The following is a 22,955-nucleotide window of genomic DNA, read 5'->3' as shown; positions in this document are numbered from 1 at the left end:
AGGCGAGTACGGCACGAGCAACGGCCCGGACCTGCGCGGTCCGGGCCGTTCGCGTGTCGTGGGGGTCAGCCCTGGCGCCGGGCCTCGGCCATCTCGCGCAGGCGGCCGATCTGCTCGCGGCGCTCGGCGGCGCACTGCTCCTCAAGGGTGTTCTCGGTGGCCTCCAGCAGCAGCCGCTTGGTGGCGACGGCCGCGCCGGGGTCGACCGCCAGCAGCGAGCCGACCAGCTCCCTGACGGCGTCGTCGAGGCCCTCGCGCGGCACCACGATCTCGGCGAGGCCGAGGCGCTGGGCCTCGTCGGCCAGGATCGTGCGGGCGGTCAGGCACAGCTCCAGCGCCCGGTTCACCCCGACGATCTCGACCAGGGGCTTGGTGCCGGTGAGGTCCGGGACCAGGCCGAGCGCCGGCTCCTTCATGCACAGCCTCACGTCGTCGGCCGCGACGCGGATGTCACAGGCCAGCGCGAGCTGGAACCCGCCGCCGATGACGTGGCCGTGGATGGCCGCGACCGTGACGAAGCGGGGGTCGCGCAGCCAGGTGTAGCCCTCCTGCAACTCGGCGATGAACGCGTCCGAGGCGGCGAAGTCGCTCCCGTCGGGCAGCGACTCCCCCGAACCGCCGGAGAACATCGACAGGTCGATGCCGGCCGAGAACGAGGGCCCCTCGCCGCGCAGCACGACCACCCGCACCTGCGGGGGCAGGGACCGGCCGATGCGCGCCAGGCCGCGCCAGGTGGCGAACGTCATGGCGTTGCGGCGCTCGGGCCGGTCCAGGACGACGGTCGCGACCGCCCCGTCCACCTCCAGACGCAGGCCGGCCTCGGCCAGGTCCGCGGCCGGTTCCGTGACCGGTTCCGGCCGCGGGCTCCCACTCCTCGCGTCCACCATGACGCTTCCTTTCCGCCAGTGCGGCGTCACCTGCCAGTGACACCGTTCCCTCGTGCACGGCGGCAGGAAGGCCTCACCCGATCGCCGGGCGACCGGGCGGTGCCGCCGATCCGCCGCCGCGACCGAACCCTACTCGGTCGGCCGCGACGGCGGATCGGGCGGTGCGCTCATCCGGGGGTTCGACGTCCGTTCAGGACTTCTTGCCACGGGTCGCGCCGCCGCGACCACGCAGGTTGACACCGGACTCGGTGAGAATCCGGTGGATGAACCCGTAGGAGCGGCCGGTGGCGGCTGCCAAGGCGCGGATGCTCTCGCCGGAGTCGTACCTCTTCTTGAGTTCCGCCGCCAGCTTGTCGCGCTCGGCACCGGTCACGCGGGTGCCCTTCTTGAGGGTCTCGGCCACGAGTACCTCCCGTAGTGATGTGGTGACCGCTGCGTTATCCCCCGCCATGATCAGTCATTCCCGCGCGTTCGGCTACCCACTCGGCCAGAAAAGATCTGCCGAAGCCGATCTGCAGGTCACGCCAGGGCCACCAGATCGGAAAACTCGTCACTCCAGATGTCTTCCACACCATCGGGCAGCAAAATCACTCTTTCCGGTCGGAGCGCCTCCACCGCGCCCTCGTCGTGCGTCACCATGACGATCGCTCCGGTGAAGGTGCGCAGCGCCGCGAGGATCTCCGCGCGGCTGGCCGGGTCGAGGTTGTTGGTGGGCTCGTCCAGCAGCAGGACGTTGGCGCTGGAGACCACCAGCGTCGCCAGGGCGAGCCGGGTCTTCTCGCCGCCCGACAGCACCCCGGCGGGCTTGTCGACGTCGTCGCCGGAGAACAGGAACGACCCCAGGATCTTGCGGACCTCCACCGGCGCCAGGTCCGGCGCGGCCGACTGCATGTTCTCCAGCACCGAGCGCTCGGTGTCGAGGGTCTCGTGCTCCTGGGCGTAGTAGCCGATGCGCAGCCCGTGCCCGGCGACCACGCCGCCGGTGTCGGGCTTGTCGACGCCCGCCAGGATGCGCAGCAGGGTGGTCTTCCCGGCGCCGTTCAGGCCGAGGATGACGACCCGGCTGCCCCGGTCGATGGCCAGGTCGACGTCGGTGAAGATCTCCAAGGATCCGTACGATTTCGACAAACCCGTCGCGGTGAGGGGGGTTTTGCCGCACGGCGCCGGATCCGGGAACCGGATCTTGGCCACCTTGTCGGACTGCCGCTCCCCCTCGACCCCGGCCAGCAGCTGGCGGGCGCGGCGGTCCATCTGCTGGGCGGCCTTGGCCTTGGTGGCCTTGGCGCGCATCTTGTCGGCCTGGCTCAGCAGCGCCGACGCCTGCCGCTGGGCGTTGGCGGACTCGCGCTTGCGGCGGCGCTCGTCGGTCTCGCGCTGCTCCAGGTACTTCTTCCAGCCGACGTTGTAGATGTCGATCACCGAGCGGTTGGCGTCCAGGTGGAACACCCGGTTGACGACGGCGTCCAGCAGCTCCACGTCGTGGCTGATCACGACCAGGCCGCCCTGGTGCGACTTCAGGTAGTCGCGCAGCCACACGACCGAGTCGGCGTCCAGGTGGTTGGTGGGCTCGTCCAGCAGCAGCGTGTCGGCGTCGGAGAACAGGATCCGCGCCAGCTCGACGCGGCGCCGCTGGCCGCCCGACAGCGTGCCCAGCGGCTGGCCCAGCACCCGGTCGGGCAGGCCGAGGCTGGAGGCGATCGAGGCGGCCTCGGCCTCGGCGGCGTAGCCGCCGAGGATGTGCAGCCGCTCCTCCAGGCGGCCGTACTTGCGCACGGCCTTGTCGCGTTCGGTCCCGGTGGCGGTGGCCATCCGTTCCTCGGCCGCGCGCAGCTTGCGCATCACCTCGTCCAGGCCGCGCGCCGACAGGATGCGGTCGCGCGCCAGCTCCTCCAGGTCCACCCCGCGCGGGTCCTGTGGCAGGTAGCCGATGGTGCCCGAGCGGGTGACGCCGCCCTGCGCGGGCTGGGCCTCCCCGGCCAGGACCTTGGTGAGGGTGGTCTTGCCGGCCCCGTTGCGGCCGACGAAGCCGACCCGGTCGCCGGGGTTGACCCGGAAGGTGGCGCCTTCGATCAGCAGCCGGGATCCGGCGCGCAGCTCGATGTCGTTGGCAATGATCACGGTGACGGAGCTCCCTGACGGACGGCTCGGCGGCGGACAGGCGGCCCGCTGGCGGCGCGGCCACCGGGGGTCGGCGGCGCGGCGGGCACAAAACAGCGCGCCACGGGCCCATGGCCGCGACGCGCTCGAAGCTCTGTCAGCACAGGAGCGAAATCATCTGATCAGTGTACGTGACGCGGGCCGGGGCTCGGCCGGGTCCGGCCACATCGAATTTACTCGAACAAAAGTGCGAACGGAGGGTGTCCGCGAGAGGATGGAACCGGCGAAAACGCAGGTAGGACACACGGACAAGACACGCAGACACGACGCGAGCGCGACAAAGGAGTGTGCGCGATGGTCCGGAACACGAGCAACGCGCCGGAGGGCACCCCCACATGGCTGGACCTCGGGATCCCCGACATCGAGCGGGCCCGGCGGTTCTACGGGGGGCTGTTCGGCTGGGAGTTCCACGACGTGGGCCCCGAGGGCGGCCACTACCAGCTGTGTCTGAAGGACGGCCAGCAGGTCGCCGGGATGATACGCAACGACGAGCCGGACGCCGACTACTGGTGGCAGATGCACTTCGCCACCGACGACTGCGACGGGACGCTCAAGCGCGTCACCGACGCGGGCGGCACCGTGGTGGCGCCCGCCGACGACGTGCTGGAGCAGGGCCGCATGGCGATCGTGAAGGACTCGACCGGGGCGCAGTTCGGGCTGTGGCAGGGCCGGGCGCACATCGGCTCGGTGATCGTCAACGAGCACGGCTCGCTGCTGTGGAACGAGCTGCACACCCCCCGGGGGGAGCAGGCCCGGGAGTTCTACCGGGCGGTCTTCGATCTCCAGGCGGAGCCGGTGGCCGAGGCGCCGGGCTTCGTGGTGCTCAGGCGGCCCGACGGGCGCTACATCGGGGGCATCCAGGACGACCCGCGGGCGGTCCGGTCGACGTGGGTCACCTACTTCGCGGTCGACGACGTGGACGCGGCGCTGCGCGCGGTCCGGGACGGCGGCGGGTCGCAGGTGAGCGAGCCGCTGGACACCCCGTGGGGCCGGTGGGCGACGGTCCGCGACCCGTTCGGGACGGAGTTCCGCGTCATGACCCCGGCCCCGGACCCCGAGGGCTGATCCGGAAGCCGGCCCGGATGTCCGGGAGGCGGCCGGGGGCCGGTCGCCTCCCGGCCGTCACTCCTGGCGTTCGGCCGCCAGGCGCTGGGAGATCGTCTGGTTGAGGCGCTGGAGGCCGCCGACGCCGAGCATGCCGATCTGGCCCTCCAGGTCGCGCAGCAGCGTGTCCTCGTTGGTGACGACCTCCGAGGACTGCATCAGCACGGTGCCCTGGCCGGTGAAGTCGAACTGGTGCTCCTCGCCGGAGGTCCCGCCGATCCCGAACAGGCCGCGCGCCATGCCGAGCACGCCGCGCATGTAGGAGTGGTCGTAGTGGTGGCACGGCGACGGGCAGTCGGCCCAGCCCAGCAGCGCCTGCGGGTCGACGCGGATCGGCGGCTCGACGAAGTGGACCGGGCCGTTGGAGGCGGCCACGAACCGGCCGGTGCCGATCAGGGTGAGGAACCCCGGGATGATCGACTGCTTGAGCTCCAGGCCCGGCTCGAACGCCAGCAGGTTGCCCGCGCGGATCGTCAGGTTGCCGTTGTCGAGGTCGAAGGAGTTGACGTCGAAGCCTCGGTCGGCCAGCACGAGCTTGCCCTGCCCCTGGGCGACGATCCAGTCGTGGGCGTACAGCGGGGAGTGGAAGTGGGCGCGCACCAGCTGGTCCAGCGGGCCCGCCGACAGGTTCTCGAAGTGGATGCGCCCGTAGTAGGCGATCATCTTGCCCTTCTGGGCGAACCACTGGCCGTCGAGGTCCACGCTGAAGGCGTAGGGGTTGACGTTGTCGTTGGACGGCAGCGTCGTCGCGTTGAACGTCGGGGTGCTCACGGTCAGATCTTCCTCTCACTGGCCTGCACGTAGACGACGCCCTGGCCGCTCAGCTGGAGCTGGAACGCCTCGCCCGAGCCGCGCCCGACCAGGTCCCGCAGGCCCACCGCCGTGGTGAGCTTGTTCTGCACCTGGCCGCGGTGGGCGACGTAGGCCTGCGGGTCCACGTGGACGGGCCGCTGCGGGGTGATGGGCAGCTCCATGACGCCGCCGTGCGACAGCAGCGCGCACGAGCCGTTGCCGGTGAGGGTGGTGGTGAACAGCCCCTGCCCGCTGACGGCGCCGCGCACGATGCCGCCGATGCCGCCCTGCTCGCCCATGAACATGGTGCCGACCTTCAGCGAGGCGTCGTGCACCAGGAGCCGGTCGGCCTCGACGTAGAGGGTGTCGCCGTGCAGGTCGACGACCTGCACGTGCAGCCCGGCGTGCCCGAACATCGCCGTGCCGTGCCCGGTGACGTGCATCATCACGGTGTGCTCGCCCGCCATCGCGCGGCCGATCGTGCCGGTGACGCCCTGCCCGGCCGTGGTGGTGGGCGCGAAGTTCACCCGGCCGGTGTAGGCGAGCATCGCGCCGCGCTTGCTGTAGACCTCCTGGCCCGGTGCGATCGGGACCTGGAGCATCTTCGAGTTGATCGACTGGTAACCGGGCATCAGATCTCCAGGATTCCGGTGCGTTCGGCGGGCTGCACGTAGACGATCCCGTGGCCCTGGTACCGGAACTGCACGCTCTCGCCCGACCCCTGGCCGAGCACGGTCCGCCAGTTCACGTCGGTGACCACGTCCTGCTGGAGCTGTCCCAGGTGGCCGACGTAGGCGTGCGGGTCGACGCACAGCGGCGTCTGGGGGGTGACCTCCAGGGCGATGGCCGGCCCGTGCGACAGGATCGCGGCGGTGCCGTGGCCCTGGACCTTGGTGGTGGCCAGTCCCTGGCCGGTGCCCATGCCGCGCAGGCCGACGAACTGCACGCCGGTCTGCAGCTGCCCGTCCAGGGCCAGCAGGCTCTCGGACTCGGCGAACAGGGTGTCGCCGTTCAGGGGCACCAGGGTGACCTCGGTGGCCTCACTAGCCAGGTAGACGGTGCCCTGGCCGCTGATCTCCATCAGCGTGATGCCCTCGCCCGCGATGCGGCGTTTGAGCGCGCCGCGCAGGCCCTCGCCACCGGTCATCCCCTGCCGTTTGAAAGTCATCTGGCCCTCGTAGGCGACCATGGAGCCGTTCAGCGCCCTGATCGTCTCGCCGGCCAGATCGACGGCCAGCATCTTGGAGCCGTTCAATCGAAATTGCGCCACGGTCCAGAAACATACCCGTCGATCATGACGGCGGTCCGGCGCGCCGCGCTGTCCGCCTCCCCCGTCCGTCGGAGAGGATGTCGACCATGTGGATCGCGTCCGAACGCCGCAGTGCCAGCCGTTGGATCGTGCCCGGGCTCATCCTGGTCACCGGCGTCGCCGTGGCCGCCGTGCTGGCGGTCGACGACCGGATGACGACCGGGCTGATCGCGGGCGGGGTGCTGGCGGGGTACGCGCTGCTGCTGAGCACCCGACGCAACGAGTCGGGCAGGTCGTCCGGCGGGGCCTACGGCGGGCACCGCTCGCGCGCCCAGCTGCGGGCCGCGGCGGTGACCGGGGACCTGGTGACGGTCGCGCTGGTCGGCGCGGTGGTGGTGGAGGCGCTGCGGGGCGGGGAGATCCTGCCGTACGCGTGGCCCGCGGCGCTGGCGGGCGTGGTGTACGGGGTCACCGCGCTGTTCGGTGACAGCGGTCTGTGACGATCATGACCGGACGCTGTCGAAACGGTCCCCGTTCCGGGGAACACCGTGTGAATTCCACCTGACGACGGCCTTCGTGCCGGATTTTTGGCGCATGATGCGGCTGTGTCAGCAGCCGTAGATGCCCTGGTTCCGGCGCGGGCGGCCTTCCGGCCGGTCGTCGATCTCGGCACCGGCGCGGTCGTGGCCGTCGAGGCGCACGCCGTTCCGCTGGACCCCCTCCCCGCCGACCCGGTCGCGCGGGACGTGCGGGCGGCGGTGGACGCCGCGCACGCGGCCGCCGACCTCGGCACCCGGCTGCCGGTGCAGATCGGGGTGCGCGCCGAGACCCTGGCGCAGGGCGATCCGGTGCTGGCCGAGCTCCACCAGGGGCTGACCGCGACGGGCCGCCGGCCGCACGAGGTGATCCTGTCGGCGGGCGGCGGGTTCCCGCCGGCGCTGCGGCTCCCGGTGACGGCGGCGCTGCACGGGCTGCGGCGCGCCGGCTACCTGGTGGCGCTGGACGGGGTCGGCGCGGTGCACGCCCCGCTGGACCTGCTGGTGGACGTGGTCCCCTACCTGGTGCGGCTGGACGGGGAGCTGGCGCGGCGGGCGGGGTCGGACCCGCGCCGGGCGGCGCTGGTGACGGCGGTGGCGGAGCTGGCCGGCCGGATCGGCGCGCACCTGCTGGCGCCCGGCCTGACCGCCGAGGAGCACGTGCTGCGCGCCCGCGACCTGGGGGTGCGGCTGGTGCAGGGCACGGCGCTGGCGCCGCCGGAGTGGCGGCCGGGGATGCCGGTGACCGTCCCGGTGGCGGCGCGGGAGGCGCCGCGCGGGCCGCGGCCGGAGACGACGCTCGGGCCGCGGGTGTCGGAGTTCACGCTCCCGGCGGTCACGATGCCCGACGACGCCACCGCCGAGGAGGTCCTGGCGGTGCTGACCGCCGAGGAGGGCGTGAGCGGCGTGGTGCTGGTGGACGAGCGGCGGCGGCCGGTCGCGACCGTGGACCGGAGCCGGTTCCTGCTGCGGCTGTCGGGGGCCTACGGGCACGCCCTGCACGCACACAAGCCCGCCGCGCGGCTGGCCGACCCGCCCCGGACGGTGCCGCACACCGTCCCGGCGATCGCGGCGCTGCGGGCGGCGGGCAGCTCGGCCGGCGGCGCCACGGGCGGGGAGGGCGACCGGGTCTACGACGACCTGGTGGTGACCGACGAGGTGGGCCGGTGCGCGGGGATCGTCCGGGTCGCCGACCTGATCCGGGGCCTGACCCGCTGAGAGGGCCGTGAGGCGATCAACGTCCGCCCGGCGATTCCGAGGTCGGGAACGCCCCGGAACGGCCGCCTGCGGCCACCTCCTGCGCGAGGATGGCCGCCTGGACGCGGCTGCGCAGCCCCAGCTTGGCCAGGATCCGGCTGACATGCGTCTTGGTGGTGGTCTCGGCCATGTCGAGGCGGCGCGCGATCTGCCCGTTGGACAGGCCCTCCCCCAGGCAGGCGAACACCTCGCGCTCGCGCGGGGTCAGCTCCGCCAGGCCGGGCGGGGCGGTGGGCGCGGTGGCGGGACGGCCCGCGAACTCGCCGATCAGGCGGCGGGTCACCTGCGGGGCGATCACCCCGTCCCCGGCCGCGACGGTGCGGACCGCCTCGACCAGGCGGTCGGCCTCGACGTCCTTGAGCAGGAACCCCGCCGCCCCGGCGCGCAGCGCCCCGAACACGTACTCGTCCACGTCGAAGGTGGTCAGCACCAGCACGTCGGCGACGCCCGCCAGCTCCCGGGTCGCGGAGATCCCGTCCAGGTTCGGCATGCGGATGTCCATCAGCACCACGTCGGGCCGCAGGTGCCGGGTCAGCGCGACGGCCTCCTCGCCGTCGGCGGCCTCGGCCACCACCTGGACGTCGGGGGCGGCGTTGAGGATCAGGACCAGCCCGGCCCGGACCGCGGCCTGGTCGTCGGCCACCAGCACCTTGATCATGCGCTCTCCGTCTCCCTCTCCGCCGGAGCCGGCACCGGCTCCACCGGCAGCTCCGCGCGCACCCGCCAGTGGTCGCCGTCGGGCCCCGCCGTGAACGTCCCGCCCAGCACCGACGCCCGTTCCCGCATCCCGATCAGCCCGGCGCCCGAGCCGGGCAGCCGGGCCCCGTCCCGCCCGAGCGGGCTGTCCACCGAGAGCGCGACCCGGTCGGGACGATACTCCAGCAGCACCCGGACGCGGCCGGGCCCGGCATGCTTGAGCGCGTTGGTCAGCGACTCCTGGACGATGCGGTAGGCCGCCAGCTCCACGGCGGCGGGCAGGTCCGGGGGCGTCCCCGCCACCTCCAGGCGGGCCGACAGGTCCGACCGCGCGGTGTGCGCGACCAGCCGTTCCAGCCCCGACAGGCGGGGCGCGGAGGGGGCGTCGGCGTCGGCCCCGTCGCCCTCCCGCAGCAGGGTGATCATGCGGCGCATCTCGGCGAGCCCCTGGACGCTGTTCTCCCGGATCACCTCCATGGCGCGGGTGACGCTCGCGCGGTCCATGTCGGGCAGCTTCAGCACCGCCGAGGAGTGCAGGGCCACGGCGCTGAGGTGGTTGGCGATGACGTCGTGCAGCTCGCGGGCCATGCGCGCGCGTTCGGCGTTGACGGCGCCGCGCCGGTCCAGCTCGGCCAGCCGCGCCACCTGCTGGGCGCGCAGCCGCTCGGCCCGCGCCCGGTCCCGGTGCTCCACCACGATCAGGCCGGTGAGCACCGGCGCGACCCAGGTGGTGCCCGCGACCGCGCCGACGATGACGGCCACCTTGTAGTCGCCGATGAGGGTCCAGCAGGTCGCCGCCGTCAGGACCACGCCCGCCAGGGTGCCCGCCAGCAGGCCCCGGTGCGCCCGGCGCGGGCCGTAGACGGTGGCCGCGTACAGGGCGTCGCTGTAGATGATCGCGCTGCCGAGGCTGGGGCCGATGTACAGATCCAGCAGGTTGGCGACGCTGGAGATCCCCAACCCGGTCGTCGGGGCGGTGCGCCGCAGCAGCATGCCGACGCACAGCCCGACCAGCGGGACCAGCCGGACCGGCAGGGGCGGCGCGTGGTCCCGGTCCCAGGTGACGTAGCCGGACGCGATCAGCAGCAGCACGCCGCCCACGCAGGCTCCGGCCGTCCACAGGGCGTCCTTGCCGGTGGTGAGGCGGCCGAGGGCCTCTCGGCGGATGGTGATGCGCACGGTCCCATCTCAGCATCCTCCGAACGCGCCACGCCTCCGCCGGGTGAAGGGGGGAGGCGTACATCGTTCGAAGGACCCCCGATCTCCACGCCGGGGACGATGTCCCGGCCGGGCCCGCGTCCGACCATGGAACCGACGGTCAAGACGAGGGAGAACACCGTGCTGCTCGGCGTCATCGCCGCCTGTGAGATCGGCTTCTGGGTCATCCTGTTCGCCGGGCTGGCGGTCCGCTACCTGCTGCGGCGGCCCCGGCTGGGCGGGTTCCTGCTGCTGTGCGTGCCGCTGGTGGACGTGGTACTGCTGACCGCGACGGTCCTCGACCTGCGCGGCGGCGCGACGGCGAACTTCACCCACGGCCTGTCGGCGGCCTACCTGGGGTACTCGGTGGCGTTCGGCCACTCCTGGGTCAGGTGGGCCGACGCCAGGTTCGCACACCGCTACGCGGGCGGCCCGCCGCCCACGCCCAAGCCGAAGTACGGCAGGGCCCGGATCCGCTACGAGTGGGTGGAGTTCGGCAAGGCGACGATCGCGTGGGCGATCGGCTGCGGCGTCCTGCTCGCCATGATCGTGATGGTGGGCGACCCGGAGCGCACCCGGGAGCTGATGGGCTGGGCGGTCCGCCTGACGGTGGTGCTGGCGATCTGGGCGATCTGGCCGGTCTCCTGGACGTTCTGGCCGTCCCGGTCCAAGGGGGACGAGCAGGCCCCTACCCCCGGACCGCCCGCGTCGCGACGGTGACGATCGGCAGGTCGAACTCCCCGTCGCGGGTCTCGGGGCGGGACTCCAGGTAGGCGCGGACCCGGCCGAGCAGGGCGGCGCGTTCGGCCTCCGCCAGGACCAGGACGTGGGAGTGGGTGCCGACGGTCGCGGTCATCGAGGCGGCCGTGCGGCGCTGGACGTGGGGGAACTCGGCCCGCTCCACCTCCGGGAACCAGCGGGTCGGCGGCAGGCCCCTGGGCCGCCACCGCTCGAACGAGACGCCGCTGCGGGCGACCTCCTCCATCCCGGCGACCCACGGCACGCGGTCGTCGTCCAGGTTCCACAGCCCGGCGAGCACCCCGCCCGGGGCGAGCACCCGGTGGATCTCGGGAAGGGCGCGGTCCGGATCGAACCAGTGCATCGCCTGCCCGACCAGGACCGCGTCCACCGCCCCGTCCGGAAGGGGGATCTCCTCCGCGGCGCCGGGCACGGCGGGGACGTCCGGGAGGCGGCGGCGCAGCTCGGCCAGCATCGCCGGGTCCGGTTCGACGGCGGTGACCAGCCCGGCGGGCGTCCCGCCGCGCAGCAGGACCCCGGTGAGCTTGCCGGTCCCGGCCCCGAGGTCGAGGACACGGCGGCCGGGGGCCGCCTCCAGGCACCAGCGCACGGCCGCCGCCGGGTAGTCGGGACGCTCCTCGGCGTACTGCGCCGCCCGTCCGCCGAACGACCCGGCCCGCCGCGCGACGATCTCCTCACCACGGTCCGGAAAGACGTTCTCCACCCCGCCACGGTAACCACGCGGCGGCCCGGACCCGGGCGACAGGAACGTCTTCCGCTCATGGTCGATAAACGTTACGTTTCCGGCAAATGCCCTCGTCTTCCCCTCGTCCCACGTTCTGGGGCACGCTCGGGCCGCCGGAACGGGCCGCGCTGCGCGAGCGCGGCCGGGACCAGAGCTTTCCGAGCCGTTCCGTGCTGGTCCACGAGGGCGACTCCTCCGACCATGTGATGATCATCATGGCCGGGTGGGCGAAGGTGTCCTCGGCGGCCTCCGACGGGCACGACGTCGTGCTCGCCGTGCGCGGCCCCGGCGATCTGGTGGCCGAGTCGGCGCTGCTGAGCGGGCGCCGCCGGTCGGCGACGATCACCGCGCTCGGCCCGGTCCTGGCGCTGGTGCTGACCGCCGAGCGGTTCGCGGCCTTCCTGGAGCGGTACCCGGCGGCTTGGCAGCGGGTCAGCGACACCTTCATCCGGCGTCTCGGGGACGCCGACCACCGCCTCCAAGCGCACGTGAGCGCGAGCGGCGGCCAACGGCTGGCGGCGCTGCTGGCCGACCTGGCCGAGCTGTCGGCCTACCACCGCCCGCCCGGCCCCAACGGCGCGATCGAGATCGGTCCCCCGCTGTCGCAGGAGGAGCTGGGCAGCTGGACCGACACCTCGCGGGAGACCGTCGCGCGTTCGCTGGCGGTGCTGCGCAGGCGCGGCCTGATCCACACCGGCTGGCGGCGCATCACCGTGCTGGACGTGGCGGGCCTGCGCACCTACGCCGCGTCCGACCTCGACTGACCCGGACGGGGCCGTCGTGGGCCGGGCGGCCGAGCTTCCCCTCTCGGCCGCCCGACTCCCCCAGCCTAACGCGCCGGGCGCCCGGCCGCCTTCCGGTGCCGGGGGAACGCGACGAGGCCGCGCCCCGGGCGGGGCGCGGCCTCGTGCGGCGTCGGGCGAGTGCCGGATCAGACGTTGAAGCCGAGGGCGCGCAGCTGGTCGCGGCCCTCGTCGGTGATCTTGTCGGGGCCCCACGGCGGCAGCCAGACCCAGTTGATCTTGACGTCCTGCACCAGGCCCTCCAGCGCGCTGTGCGCCTGGTCCTCGATCACGTCGGTGAGCGGGCAGGCGGCGCTGGTCAGGGTCATGTCCAGGGTCGCCACGCCGTCGCTGATGTCGACGCCGTAGACCAGGCCGAGATCGACGACGTTGATGCCGAGCTCGGGGTCGACGACGTCCTTGAGCGCCTCCAGGACCTCCTCCTCGGGCGTGGCGTCGTCCTCCAGGCCCGGGGTGGCGGCCGCGTCGGCCGTGACGGCCGTGTCGGCCGCCGGGGACTGCTGCTCGACCTGCTCGGTCTGCTCCTCCGCCTTCGCGGCGTCGGTGGCGGTGGTGTCGGTCATGATGCCTCTCCGAGAGCGCGGGCGGTCGCGTCCTTCCACGCCATCCAGGCGAGCAGGGCGCACTTGATCCGGGCGGGGTACTTGGAGACCCCGGCGAAGGCGACGGCGTCCTCCAGGACGTCCTCGTTCGGCTCGACGTCCTGGCCGCGTGACTGCATCAGCGCCAGGAACTCGTCGCCGACCTCCATCGCCTCCTTGACGGACTTGCCGATGACCAGGTCGGACATCACCGAGGCGCTGGCCTGGCTGATCGAGCAGCCCATGGCGTCGTACGAGACGTCGGCGACGGTGGCGTCCCGCCCCTCGCCCTCCAGGTGCACGCGCAGCGTCACCTCGTCGCCGCACGTCGGGTTGACGTGGTGCGCCTCGCCCTCGAACGGCTCCCGCAGCCCCTTGTTCAGGGGGTTGCGGTAATGATCCAGGATGACCTCCTGGTACATCGCCTCGAGCTGCATGGACTTCCTTTCTCACGCGGTCCCCCGAACTACAACCGGGGGGCCGCCCGGGCTGTTCCTCAGGCGGTGCCGAAGAACTTCTGGGCCTGGCGGACGCCGTCGGCGAGGGCGTCGATGTCGGCCAGGGTGTTGTGCACGTAGAAGCTGGCGCGGGTGGTCGCCGGGATGGAGTACCGGCGGCAGATCGGCCACGCGCAGTGGTGGCCGACCCGGACCTCCACGCCCAGCTCGTCCAGGACCTGCCCGACGTCGTGCGGGTGGATGTCGTCGACGGTGAACGACACCGCCCCGCCCCGCGCCTCGGTGGTGCCCGGACCGATGATCCGTACACCCGCGATGTCCGACAGCCGCTCCAGCGCGTACCCGGTCAGGTCCAGCTCGTGGTCGTGGACACGGTCCATGCCGATCTCCGACAGGTAGTCCACGGCCGCGCCGAGCCCGACGACCTGGGCGACGTTCGGGGAGCCCGCCTCGAACCGCTGCGGCGGCGGCATGAAGGTGGAGCCCTCCATCCGCACGACCTCGATCATCGAGCCGCCGGTGATGAACGGCGGCATCGCCTCCAGCAGCTCGCGGCGGCCCCACAGCACGCCGACGCCGGTCGGGCCGAGCATCTTGTGCCCCGAGAAGACCAGGAAGTCCACGCCGAGCGCGGTCACGTCGACCGGCATGTGCGGCACCGACTGCGCGGCGTCCACGATCACCAGCGCGCCGACCTCGCGGGCCCGCCGGGCGATCAGCTCGACCGGCGGGACGGTGCCCAGCACGTTGGACTGGTGGGTGAGCGCCACCAGCCTGGTGCGCTCGTTGACCAGCTCGTCCAGGCCGTCGAGGTCGAGGCGGCCGTCGTCGGTGAGGCCGAACCAGCGCAGCGTCGCGCCGGTGCGCTGGCACAGCTGCTGCCAGGGCACCAGGTTGGCGTGGTGCTCCATCTCGGTCACGACGATCTCGTCGCCGGGACCGACCCTGAAGCGCTCGGCCTCGGGGCCCGCGGTGGCGGCGTTGCTCATCGCGTACGCCACCAGGTTGATGCCCTCGGTCGCGTTCTTGGTGAACACGATCTCGCCGGGGACCGCCCCGACGAACGTGGCGATCCTCGTGCGGGCGCCCTCGAACGCGTCGGTGGCCTCCTCGGCCAGCAGGTGCGCCCCGCGGTGCACGGCAGCGTTGTGCCGTTCGTAGAACTCCCGCTCGGCGTCCAGCACCGCCCGCGGCTTCTGCGAGGTGGCGCCGGAGTCGAGGTAGATCAGCGGGCGGCCGCCACGGACGGTCCGCTGAAGGAGGGGGAAGTCCTTCTTGATCTCCTCGGGCAGCAAGGTCATCGGCTACACGCCCGCCTTCACGTACTTCTCGTAGCCCTCGTTCTCCAGCTCCTCGGCCAGCTCGGGGCCGCCCTGGGCCACCACGCGGCCGCCGGCGAACACGTGCACGAAGTCCGGCTTCACGTAGCGCAGGATGCGGGTGTAGTGCGTGATCAGCAGGACGCCGGTGTCGCCGGTGCCCGAGAACCGGTTGACGCCCTCGGAGACGACCTTCAGCGCGTCCACGTCCAGGCCGGAGTCGGTCTCGTCCAGCACCGCGATCTTCGGCTTGAGCATCTCCAGCTGGAGGATCTCGTGGCGCTTCTTCTCACCGCCGGAGAAGCCCTCGTTCAGGGAGCGCTGGGCGAACGCCGGGTCGATGGACAGCGCGTCCATCGCGGCCTTCATCTCCTTGGAGAACTCGCGCAGCTTCGGGGCCTCGCCGCGCACGGCGGTCACGGCCGAGCGCAGGAAGTTCGACACCGACACGCCCGGGACCTCGACGGGGTACTGCATCGCCAGGAACAGGCCGGCGCGGGCGCGCTCGTCGACGCTCATCTCCAGGACGTCCTCGCCGTCCAGGGTGACCGAGCCCGAGGTGATGGTGTACTTCGGGTGCCCGGCGATGGCGTAGGCGAGGGTGGACTTGCCGGAGCCGTTCGGCCCCATGATCGCGTGGGTCTCGCCCGCCTTCACGGTCAGGTCGACCCCGCGCAGGATCTCCTTGGTCTCTTCGCCGTCGCCGACGGAGACGTGGAGGTCGCGGATCTCAAGCGTGGCCATATCTGTAGCGCTCTCTCGTATGTCTCTCGGGTGTCAGTCTTCGGAGCCGAGCGAGACGTAGACGTCGCCGTCCTCGACCTTCACCCGGTAGGTGGCGACCGGCTGCGTCGCCGGCGGGTTGGTGGGCTTGCCCGTGCGCAGGTCGAAGCAGGACCCGTGCAGCCAGCACTCGATGGTGCCGTTGTAGATCTCGCCCTCGGACAGCGAGACCTCGGCGTGCGAGCAGATGTCGTTGACCGCGAACACGTCGTCGCCGGTGCGCACCAGCGCGACGGGGGTGTCGTCGACCTCCACGGCCAGCGCCCCCTCGGCGGGGATCTCGGCCAGCGGGCACACCTTCACGAACTCGCTCATCGGGCCAGCTCCGCCTCGATCGCCTCTTCGACCTTGACGCGCACGTCCTCGACCTCGATGCGCTCGATGAGCTGGCCGAGGAACCCGCGCACCACCATGCGCTTGGCCTCGTCGGCGGGGATGCCGCGGGCCTGCAGGTAGAACAGGTGGTCGTCGTCCAGGCGGCCGGACGCCGAGGCGTGGCCGGCGCCGGCGACCTCACCGGTCAGGATCTCCAGGTTCGGCACCGAGTCGACCCGCGTGCCGTCGGTGAGGACGAGGTTGCGGTTCAGCTCGTAGGTGTCGGTGCCCTCGGCCTCGGCGCGGATGATCACGTCGCCGATCCAGACCGCGTGGGCGTCCTGGTCCTGCAGCGCGCCCCGGTAGTCGACCCGGCTGCGGCAGTGGGGACCGGTGTGGTCCACCAGCAGGCGGTGCTCCAGGTGCTGGCCGCCGTCGGCGAAGTACACGCCGTACAGCTCGGCGTCGCCGCCGGGCGCGGTGTAGGCCACCGACGGGGAGATGCGCACCAGGTCGCCGCCCAGGCTGATGTTGTGCGACACGAAGCGCGCGTCGCGGCCCAGCCTCGCGTGCTGGTGGGACACGTGCACCGCGTCGTCGGCCCAGTCCTGGAGGCTGATCACCGACAGGGAGGCGCCGTCGCCGACGACGAACTCGACGTTGTCGGCGTAGGTCGCCGAGCCGCGGTGGCTCAGCACGACGGTGGCGCGGGCGTGCCGCTCCACCACGATCGTGGTGTGGCCGTAGGAGGCGCCCTCGACGGACTCGCCGCGGCGGCGGATCACGACCGGGGCCGCGACCTCGGTCTCCTTCGGCACCGTCACCACGACGGCCTCGGTGAACGCGCTCCACGCCTGCGCGCTGACGCGGTCGGCGGGCACGTAGGCCCGGCCGAGGCGCTCGTCGTCCCGGCCGACCGTCTCGACGGTCACCTCGCCCGGCGCGTCGACCTCGACGAGGATCTTGCCGTTGGCCTCTGCGGTGCCGTTGTGCAGGCCGCGCAGCCGGCGCAGCGGGGTGAACCGCCACTCCTCCTCGCGGCCGGTGGGCACCTCGAAGTCGGCCACCTCGTACGACGCCTTCTCGTGCAGCGTCGAAAGAGGCTTGGTCTCCAGCCCCATCAGCCGACGGCTCCTTCCATCTGCAGCTCGATGAGCCGGTTCAGCTCAAGGGCGTATTCCATGGGCAGCTCGCGAGCGATCGGCTCGACGAAGCCGCGGACGATCATCGCCATGGCCTCGTCCTCGTTGAGGCCGCGGCTCATCAGGTAGAACAGCTGGTCCTCCGACACCTTGGAGACGGTCGCCTCGTGGCCCATCTCCACGTCGTCCTCGCGGACGTCGACGTAGGGGTAGGTGTCGGACCGGCTGATCTGGTCGACCAGCAGGGCGTCGCACTTGACGGTGGACTTGGAGCCCGCCGCGCCCTCCTGGATCTGGATCAGACCCCGGTAGGAGGTGCGGCCGCCGCCGCGCGCCACCGACTTGGACACGATGGTCGAGGAGGTGTTGGGCGCCGCGTGCACCATCTTGGCGCCGGCGTCCTGGTGCTGGCCCTCGCCCGCGAACGCGATCGACAGCGTCTCGCCCTTGGCGTGCTCGCCCAGCAGGTACACCGCCGGGTACTTCATGGTGACCTTGGAGCCGATGTTGCCGTCGACCCACTCCATGGTCGCGCCCTCGTAGGCGACGGCGCGCTTGGTCACCAGGTTGTAGACGTTGTTCGACCAGTTCTGGATGGTCGTGTAGCGGACGCGGGCGTCCTTCTTCACGACGATCTCGACCACGGCCGAGTGCAGCGAGTCCGACTTGTAGATCGGCGCGGTACAGCCCTCGACGTAGTGCACGTACGAGCCCTCGTCGGCGATGATCAGGGTCCGCTCGAACTGGCCCATGTTCTCGGTGTTGATCCGGAAGTAGGCCTGGAGCGGGATCTCCACGTGGACGCCCGGCGGGACGTAGATGAACGAGCCGCCCGACCACACCGCGGTGTTCAGCGCGGCGAACTTGTTGTCGCCGACCGGGATCACCGTGCCGAAGTACTCCTGGAAGATCTCCGGGTAGTCGCGCAGGCCGGTGTCGGTGTCGACGAAGATGACGCCCTTCTCCTCGAGGTCCTCACGGATCTTGTGGTAGACGACCTCGGACTCGTACTGGGCGGCGACACCGGCGACCAGGCGCTGCTTCTCGGCCTCGGGGATGCCGAGCTTGTCGTAGGTGTTCTTGATGTCCTCGGGGAGTTCCTCCCAGGACGCCGCCTGCTTCTCCGTGGAGCGCACGAAGTACTTGATGTTCTCGAAGTCGATGTCCGACAGGTCCGAGCCCCAGGCGGGCATGGGCTTCTTGTCGAACAGCCGCAGCCCCTTGAGGCGCAGGTCGAGCATCCACTCAGGCTCGTTCTTCTTGGCCGAGATGTCGCGGACGACATCCTCGTTCAGGCCGCGCTTGGCCGAGGCACCCGCGGTGTCGGGGTCGGCCCAGCCGAACTTGTACCTGTCGAGCCCTTCCAGCTCAGGGTGGGCTGCAGTAGTCATAGGGAGGTCCTCCCGGACTCCTCGTCATCAGTGTTCTGACCGTCGGCCGCGTGCCCCTCGCACAGGGAACGCGAGCTGACGTGGGTGGTGCAGATGCCGTCGCCGTGCGCGATCGTGGCCAGCCGCTGGACGGGGAGTCCCAGCAGCCGGCTGAACGCCTCGGTCTCGGCCTCGCACAGCTGCGGGAACTCCGCGGCCACGTGCGCGACCGGGCAGTGGTGCTGGCACAGCTGTTCGCCGCCGCCCGGCTGGGGGGCCTTGGCGGCGGCGGCCGCGTAGCCGTCGCCGGACAGGGCCTCGGCCAGGGTACGGACCCGCTGGTGGGGCGGGGCCGCCTGGACGACCGGATGGTAGCGGCGTTCGAGGTCGGCGATCTGGCGCCGGGCGAACTCGGCGACCGCCTGCTCCCCTGCCGTCTCGGCCAGGAAGCGCAGGGCGCTGGTCGCCAGGTCGTCGTAGGCGTGCACGAAGGCGCTGCGCCCGGCGTCGGTGATGGCGAACCACTTGGCCGGACGGCCTCGGCCCCGCTGGGCCTGCGGCCGGGCCCGTCGCACCTCGATCATGCCCTCGGCGAGCAGGGCGTCCAGGTGGCGGCGGATCGCGGCGGGGGTCAGCCCGACGCGGTCGCCCAGCGCGGAGGCGGTGATCGGACCGTGTTCGAGAATGAGCCGGGCCACGCGCGCGCGGGTGTCCCGCTCGCCCTGGCCGGCGACCGACGGCAGGCCGACCGGCCGCGCGGGGGCGGCGGTGGCACGCGTCGGATTCTCGCTCACGTTTTTCACAACATCAGTGTGCCGTAATTCCTTCCCGGCCACCAACCGAATGACGATGTCGTACCTCACGCAGGTAAGCCTTACCTAACCTGCGGTTTCGTCTCCCCCGAAGCGTCAACGGCGCCGTTTCCCATCCCATTCCGGGCACCGTGCCAGCGCATCCACACATACACCGGAATTCCCGCCAGCAACAGCAGCACCCCCTGGTACACCGCCGCGTATCCGGCCCCGGCGACCAGCCAGAACGTGAACGCCACCGCGACCAGCGTGACGGCCAGATCGCGGCCGAGCCGGGCGGGCGCCACCGGCGTCCCCCGCGGCTCCCGGTCGGTCAGCAGCCACAGCAGTTGCGCCGCGGCCGAGAACACGTACGGGATCGCGGCGGTGAACGTGGTCAGCAGCGCCAGCGCGGTGAACGCGGCCCGCAGCCCGCCGGTGTAGTTGGCGAGCGTGATCAGCGAGGCCAGGGCCCCGGAGGCCACCACCCCGATCCACGGCACGCCGCGGCCGTTGCGGCGGGCGAACACCGCCGGGAACAGCCCGTCGCGCGCGGCGGCGTAGGGCATCTGCGCGCTGATCAGGGTCCAGCCGACCAGGGTGCCCGCGCCGGAGACCACGGCGGCGGCCGCCATCAGCATCCCGGCGGCCTCTCCCCCGCCGGGGATCCCCCCGCCGAAGATGGCGCGGACGGCGTCGGCGTAGGGCGCGGTGGAGTGCACCAGCCGCTCGTGCGGCACCAGCCCGAACACCGCGACGGTGCCGAGCAGGTAGACCAGCGCGGCGGCCAGGGTGCCCGCGACGGTGGCGCGCATGATGGTGCGGCGCGGGTTCTCGACCTCCCCGGCGGCGACGGCGGCCGACTCCACGCCGAGGAAGCTGAACATCAGCACCGCGCCCGCCGCGGTCAGCGCGCCGACCGCCGAGCCGCCCTGCCCGGTCGTGAACGGCCCGAAGTTGTCGGCCCGGACGAAGAACAGCCCGACGACGGCGACCAGCACCAGCGGCACGAACTTCAGGACGGTGGTGACGACGGCGACCGCGCCCGCGCCGCGCGCCCCGGCCAGGTTGCACACGACCGCCAGCCACAGCGCGCCGACGGTGACGGCCAGGGCGGGGCCGGTGCCGCGCAGCGGGACCAGCACGTTCACATAGCCCGCCCAGGCCACGACCAGGGCGGCGTTGCTGGCCCACGCGGTGATCCAGTACGACCAGGCGGTGAGGAACCCGGCGAGCTCGCCGAACGCCTCGCGCGCGTAGACGTAGGGGCCGCCGGTGTGCGGCATCCGCTGACCGAGCCACCCGAACACCACCGCCAGCAGCAGCGAGCACACGCTGACCACGGCGAACGCCAGGATGCCGACGGTGCCGTACCCGGCGACGGCGGCGGGCAGCTGGAAGACGCCGACCCCGATGACGTTGCCCATCACCAGGGCGGTGGCGGCGAGCGGCCCGAGCCCTCCGCGCCGCGCGGCGCGGGCCCCGGGCCGGTCTCCGCCGGCGGGTCCGGTGTCAGCGGGTGCGGCCACGGACGCTTCCGCGTGGCAGCACCACGACGGGGCAGGGCGCGGCGCGCAGGATCTTGCCGGAGCTCTCGCCCAGGAACACCTTGCGCAGCGGGCCCTGGTGGCTGGACATCAGCGCCAGCACCTCGCCGGGCCGCATGTCGACGGTGCCGAGGGTCTTGGCGATCCCGGCGCCCTGCACGGCCTCGGTGGTCACCTCCATGTGCGGGGCGAGCAGCCCGGCGGCGTGCGCCAGATCCTTCTCGGCCTGCTCGTACTGGCGCTGCACGACGTCGTCGGCGCCGAGGAAGCGGGCGGGCAGGCCCGGCGGGCGCAGCACCAGGGTGACCAGCCGCACCGGTAGCCCCAGCGAGGTGGCGATGCGGGCCGCCACCTGGAGCGGCGCCTCGACGTCGCGGCGGCGCCAGTAGGCGACGGTGAGCCGTTCGAACGCGCCGGGCGCGCTGTCGGCGTAGCCGCGCGGGGCGAGCATGACCGGCACCGGCGAGCCGTGCAGCAGCTGGTCGGCGGTGCTGCCGATGGCGATGCGGTCGCGGCGTCCGCGCGGCGCGGAGCCGATGACGATCAGGTCGGCCTCGACCTGCCTCGCCACGTCGATCAGGCCGCGCCCGCTGCCCCGGTGGGCGTGCATCCGGAACTCGACGTCCTTCCCGGGGACCTTCAGCCCGGCGATCCGCTCCTCCGCCTGCCGGAGCGCGGCGGCGGACTGCTCGCGCAGGTAGGCCACCCACTCGGTGTCCACGGCGCCGGGGCCGCGCGAGGGCCAGGCGGGCGGGTGGACGTTGGCGACGGTCAGCGGCACCTTCGCGGCGCGCGCGACGAGGCTCGCCAGCGCGAGGGCGTCGTCGCCGCGGTCGTCGGGCGAGTAGCCGACGAGGACGCGCAGGTCGCTCATGACACCTCCTTGGCGGTGGACGCGGTCCGCCCCAGCACGGAGTGGCGGCGGCCGTAGGCGAAGTAGACGGCGAGCCCGAACGCCGTCCAGATGAGGAAGACGACCCAGGTGATGCCGTCCAGGCCCACCATGAGGCCGATGCAGAACAGCACGCCGAGGACCGGGGTGAGCGGGAACAGCGGGACGCGGAAGCTGCGTTCGAGGTCGGGGCTGGTGCGGCGCAGCACGATGACGCCGACGTTGACCAGCGCGAACGCGAACAGGGTGCCGATGCTGGTGGCCTCGGCGAGCTGGCCCAGCGGGACGACGGCCGCCAGCAGCGCCACGAACGTCGACACGATGACGGTGTTGGCGACCGGGACCGAGCCGCGGCTGACCCTCTGGAACACCCGGGGCACCAGGCCGTCGCGGGACATGGCGAACAGGATGCGGGTCTGCCCATACAGCACCGTCAGCACCACGGTGCCCATGGAGATCACCACGCCGAACGACAGGACCAGCGCGGGCCAGGTGGTGCCGCCGGTGGCGGCGTTCAGCACGTCGGCCAGGGAGGTCTCGGAGTCGAACTCCCGCCAGGCCAGCGCGCCGACCGCCGCCAGGCCGACGACGACGTAGACGGCGGTGACGATGGCCAGCGACAGCAGGATCGCCAGCGGCAGGTCCCGCTTGGGGTTCTTGGCCTCCTCCCCGGCGGTGGAGGCGGCGTCGAAGCCGATGTAGGAGAAGAACACCTTCGATCCGGCGGCGGCGATCCCGGCCGCGCCCATCGGCGCGAAGTCGGCGAAGTTGCCGGTGCGGAACGCGGTGAAGGCGATCACGCAGAAGAACGCCAGCACCGCGACCTTCAGGAACACCATGATCGTGTTGGCGGTGGCCGACTCGGACGCGCCGCGCAGCAGCAGCAGGGTGACCAGGAAGACGATCAGGACGGCGGGCAGGTTGACCATGCCGCCCTCGCTGCCCGGCGAGGCGCTGATCGCGGCGGGCAGCCGGGAGCCGAACGCCGACTCCAGGAAGCTGTTGAGGTAGCCGCCCCAGCTGGAGGCGACCGCCGACACCGACACCGCGTACTCCAGCAGCAGGCACCAGCCGCAGACCCAGGCGACCAGCTCGCCCATGGTGGCGTAGGCGTAGGAGTAGGACGAGCCCGACACCGGGATGGTCCCGGCCAGCTCGGCGTAGGACAGCGCTGAGAACAGGGCGGTGACCGCGGCCAGCACGAAGCCCAGCACGGCCGCCGGCCCCGCCACCGGGACCGCCTCGCCCAGCACGAAGAAGATGCCGGTGCCCAGGGTGGCGCCGACGCTGAACAGCGTGAGCTGGAGCAGGCCCATCGTCCGCTTCAGCTCGCCGCCCTCGCCGTGACCGCCCTCGGCGGCGATCCGCTCGGCCGGTTTCCTCCGGGTCAGGCTTTGCAGCAGTGACACCGATGACGAGCCTGCCTGCACGGCTGTTACCCCGTTTCCGTTGGTGGGTTCGGTTGTGGCGGGTCCCTGGGCTCCGCCGGAGACGGCGGCGACCGGCGGGCGGAGGCCCTGCGGGTCCGCGCGCCGGTCGGCGTTCCCAGTTTCCCAGCACCGCCTACCCGCTTCCGTCCCGATGACGCAGGTCAGT

Annotated in this window: 25 protein-coding genes; 5 read left to right on the top strand and 20 right to left on the bottom strand. The window is 72.4% G+C overall.

The features are described from left to right. Nucleotides 1-65: 65 nt before the first annotated feature. From AKI01S_RS03165 to AKI01S_RS03155, 3 genes are all read right to left on the bottom strand, one after another. Nucleotides 66-887, bottom strand: coding sequence for an enoyl-CoA hydratase/isomerase family protein (locus AKI01S_RS03165; RefSeq protein WP_067812068.1), 822 nt, complete (start codon nucleotides 885-887; stop codon nucleotides 66-68). Between the two features lie 190 nt (nucleotides 888-1,077). Next, a complete protein-coding gene (locus AKI01S_RS03160) occupies nucleotides 1,078-1,290 on the bottom strand; it encodes a helix-turn-helix domain-containing protein (protein WP_012852589.1) in 213 nt (70 codons plus the stop codon). Nucleotides 1,291-1,406: 116 nt separating this feature from the next. Next, complete coding sequence (locus tag AKI01S_RS03155; RefSeq protein WP_067812066.1) at nucleotides 1,407-3,005, bottom strand: ABC-F family ATP-binding cassette domain-containing protein; 1,599 nt, start codon at nucleotides 3,003-3,005, stop codon at nucleotides 1,407-1,409. Nucleotides 3,006-3,338: 333 nt separating this feature from the next. Between AKI01S_RS03155 and AKI01S_RS03150 the strand changes: the two genes are divergently transcribed. Next, nucleotides 3,339-4,109 carry a VOC family protein gene (locus AKI01S_RS03150; protein ID WP_067812064.1) on the top strand — a complete coding sequence of 257 codons (771 nt, stop codon included), beginning with the start codon at nucleotides 3,339-3,341 and terminating at the stop codon, nucleotides 4,107-4,109. Between the two features lie 57 nt (nucleotides 4,110-4,166). On the opposite strand, the gene AKI01S_RS03145 is transcribed toward AKI01S_RS03150, so the two are convergent. From AKI01S_RS03145 to AKI01S_RS03135, 3 genes are read right to left on the bottom strand one after another with little or no spacing between them, the layout of a single operon-like run. Next, nucleotides 4,167-4,919, bottom strand: a complete 753-nt coding sequence (locus AKI01S_RS03145; protein WP_067812060.1) for an AIM24 family protein — start codon at nucleotides 4,917-4,919, stop codon at nucleotides 4,167-4,169. A 2-nt stretch (nucleotides 4,920-4,921) separates the two neighbouring features. Next, complete coding sequence (locus tag AKI01S_RS03140; RefSeq protein WP_067812058.1) at nucleotides 4,922-5,572, bottom strand: AIM24 family protein; 651 nt, start codon at nucleotides 5,570-5,572, stop codon at nucleotides 4,922-4,924. Next, nucleotides 5,572-6,210 (bottom strand): AIM24 family protein, encoded by a 639-nt coding sequence (locus tag AKI01S_RS03135; RefSeq protein ID WP_245681458.1) that lies wholly within the window; start codon nucleotides 6,208-6,210, stop codon nucleotides 5,572-5,574. Before AKI01S_RS03135 ends, AKI01S_RS03140 begins: the two co-directional genes overlap by 1 nt. A gap of 86 nt (nucleotides 6,211-6,296) precedes the next feature. Here AKI01S_RS03135 and AKI01S_RS03130 point away from each other — a divergent pair, with 86 nt between their 5' ends. Both AKI01S_RS03130 and AKI01S_RS03125 read left to right on the top strand, forming a co-directional pair. Continuing rightward, nucleotides 6,297-6,689 (top strand): ABC transporter permease, encoded by a 393-nt coding sequence (locus AKI01S_RS03130; RefSeq protein WP_067812054.1) that lies wholly within the window; start codon nucleotides 6,297-6,299, stop codon nucleotides 6,687-6,689. Nucleotides 6,690-6,794: 105 nt separating this feature from the next. Beyond that, nucleotides 6,795-7,943, top strand: coding sequence for an EAL domain-containing protein (locus AKI01S_RS03125; RefSeq protein ID WP_245681457.1), 1,149 nt, complete (start codon nucleotides 6,795-6,797; stop codon nucleotides 7,941-7,943). Between the two features lie 16 nt (nucleotides 7,944-7,959). Here AKI01S_RS03125 and AKI01S_RS03120 read toward each other — a convergent pair whose 3' ends face one another. Then, nucleotides 7,960-8,640: a response regulator gene (locus tag AKI01S_RS03120; protein ID WP_067812052.1), complete on the bottom strand. Its 681-nt coding sequence runs from the start codon at nucleotides 8,638-8,640 to the stop codon at nucleotides 7,960-7,962. Further along, the gene (locus AKI01S_RS03115) at nucleotides 8,637-9,857 is read right to left on the bottom strand and encodes a sensor histidine kinase (protein WP_245681456.1); all 1,221 of its coding nucleotides are present in this window, start codon (nucleotides 9,855-9,857) and stop codon (nucleotides 8,637-8,639) included. Before AKI01S_RS03115 ends, AKI01S_RS03120 begins: the two co-directional genes overlap by 4 nt. A gap of 126 nt (nucleotides 9,858-9,983) precedes the next feature. Between AKI01S_RS03115 and AKI01S_RS03110 the strand changes: the two genes are divergently transcribed. After that, entirely contained in the window at nucleotides 9,984-10,595 is a 612-nt protein-coding gene (locus AKI01S_RS03110; protein ID WP_245681455.1) for a hypothetical protein, read from the top strand. Here AKI01S_RS03110 and AKI01S_RS03105 read toward each other — a convergent pair. Continuing rightward, a complete protein-coding gene (locus tag AKI01S_RS03105; protein ID WP_067812051.1) occupies nucleotides 10,564-11,337 on the bottom strand; it encodes a class I SAM-dependent methyltransferase in 774 nt (257 codons plus the stop codon). The genes AKI01S_RS03110 and AKI01S_RS03105 overlap by 32 nt on opposite strands. A gap of 86 nt (nucleotides 11,338-11,423) precedes the next feature. Here AKI01S_RS03105 and AKI01S_RS03100 point away from each other — a divergent pair, with 86 nt between their 5' ends. Next, a complete protein-coding gene (locus AKI01S_RS03100; protein WP_067812048.1) occupies nucleotides 11,424-12,122 on the top strand; it encodes a Crp/Fnr family transcriptional regulator in 699 nt (232 codons plus the stop codon). Nucleotides 12,123-12,289: 167 nt separating this feature from the next. Here AKI01S_RS03100 and AKI01S_RS03095 read toward each other — a convergent pair whose 3' ends face one another. The 11 genes from AKI01S_RS03095 to AKI01S_RS03045 form a co-directional block, all read right to left on the bottom strand. Further along, nucleotides 12,290-12,724, bottom strand: a complete 435-nt coding sequence (locus AKI01S_RS03095) for a metal-sulfur cluster assembly factor (protein WP_067812046.1) — start codon at nucleotides 12,722-12,724, stop codon at nucleotides 12,290-12,292. Continuing rightward, complete coding sequence (gene sufU / locus AKI01S_RS03090) at nucleotides 12,721-13,179, bottom strand: Fe-S cluster assembly sulfur transfer protein SufU (protein ID WP_067812044.1); 459 nt, start codon at nucleotides 13,177-13,179, stop codon at nucleotides 12,721-12,723. The genes AKI01S_RS03095 and sufU overlap by 4 nt, the downstream gene beginning before the upstream one ends. Nucleotides 13,180-13,238: 59 nt before the next feature. After that, a complete protein-coding gene (locus AKI01S_RS03085; protein ID WP_067812042.1) occupies nucleotides 13,239-14,501 on the bottom strand; it encodes a cysteine desulfurase in 1,263 nt (420 codons plus the stop codon). 3 nt (nucleotides 14,502-14,504) lie between these two features. Beyond that, nucleotides 14,505-15,263 (bottom strand): Fe-S cluster assembly ATPase SufC, encoded by a 759-nt coding sequence (sufC, locus tag AKI01S_RS03080; RefSeq protein WP_067812039.1) that lies wholly within the window; start codon nucleotides 15,261-15,263, stop codon nucleotides 14,505-14,507. A gap of 33 nt (nucleotides 15,264-15,296) precedes the next feature. Further along, on the bottom strand, nucleotides 15,297-15,617 hold the full coding sequence (locus AKI01S_RS03075) for a non-heme iron oxygenase ferredoxin subunit (protein ID WP_067812038.1): 321 nt from the start codon (nucleotides 15,615-15,617) through the stop codon (nucleotides 15,297-15,299). Next, nucleotides 15,614-16,738 carry a Fe-S cluster assembly protein SufD gene (sufD, locus tag AKI01S_RS03070; protein ID WP_067812037.1) on the bottom strand — a complete coding sequence of 375 codons (1,125 nt, stop codon included), beginning with the start codon at nucleotides 16,736-16,738 and terminating at the stop codon, nucleotides 15,614-15,616. The genes AKI01S_RS03075 and sufD overlap by 4 nt, the downstream gene beginning before the upstream one ends. Then, nucleotides 16,738-18,150 (bottom strand): Fe-S cluster assembly protein SufB, encoded by a 1,413-nt coding sequence (gene sufB / locus AKI01S_RS03065; protein WP_067812036.1) that lies wholly within the window; start codon nucleotides 18,148-18,150, stop codon nucleotides 16,738-16,740. Before sufB ends, sufD begins: the two co-directional genes overlap by 1 nt. Further along, entirely contained in the window at nucleotides 18,147-18,872 is a 726-nt protein-coding gene (locus tag AKI01S_RS03060; RefSeq protein ID WP_067812183.1) for a helix-turn-helix transcriptional regulator, read from the bottom strand. The genes sufB and AKI01S_RS03060 overlap by 4 nt, the downstream gene beginning before the upstream one ends. Before the next feature lie 131 nt (nucleotides 18,873-19,003). After that, on the bottom strand, nucleotides 19,004-20,449 hold the full coding sequence (locus AKI01S_RS03055) for an amino acid permease (RefSeq protein WP_067812035.1): 1,446 nt from the start codon (nucleotides 20,447-20,449) through the stop codon (nucleotides 19,004-19,006). Then, complete coding sequence (locus AKI01S_RS03050) at nucleotides 20,433-21,341, bottom strand: universal stress protein (RefSeq protein ID WP_067812032.1); 909 nt, start codon at nucleotides 21,339-21,341, stop codon at nucleotides 20,433-20,435. Before AKI01S_RS03050 ends, AKI01S_RS03055 begins: the two co-directional genes overlap by 17 nt. Next, nucleotides 21,338-22,768 (bottom strand): amino acid permease, encoded by a 1,431-nt coding sequence (locus AKI01S_RS03045; RefSeq protein ID WP_245681454.1) that lies wholly within the window; start codon nucleotides 22,766-22,768, stop codon nucleotides 21,338-21,340. Before AKI01S_RS03045 ends, AKI01S_RS03050 begins: the two co-directional genes overlap by 4 nt. Between the last annotated feature and the right edge of the window lie 187 nt (nucleotides 22,769-22,955).

This window comes from Actinomadura kijaniata NBRC 14229 (genome assembly GCF_001552175.1).
Taxonomy (GTDB): Bacteria; Actinomycetota; Actinomycetes; order Streptosporangiales; family Streptosporangiaceae; genus Spirillospora; species Spirillospora kijaniata.
This window is presented reverse-complemented; position numbering and strand designations above follow the sequence as displayed.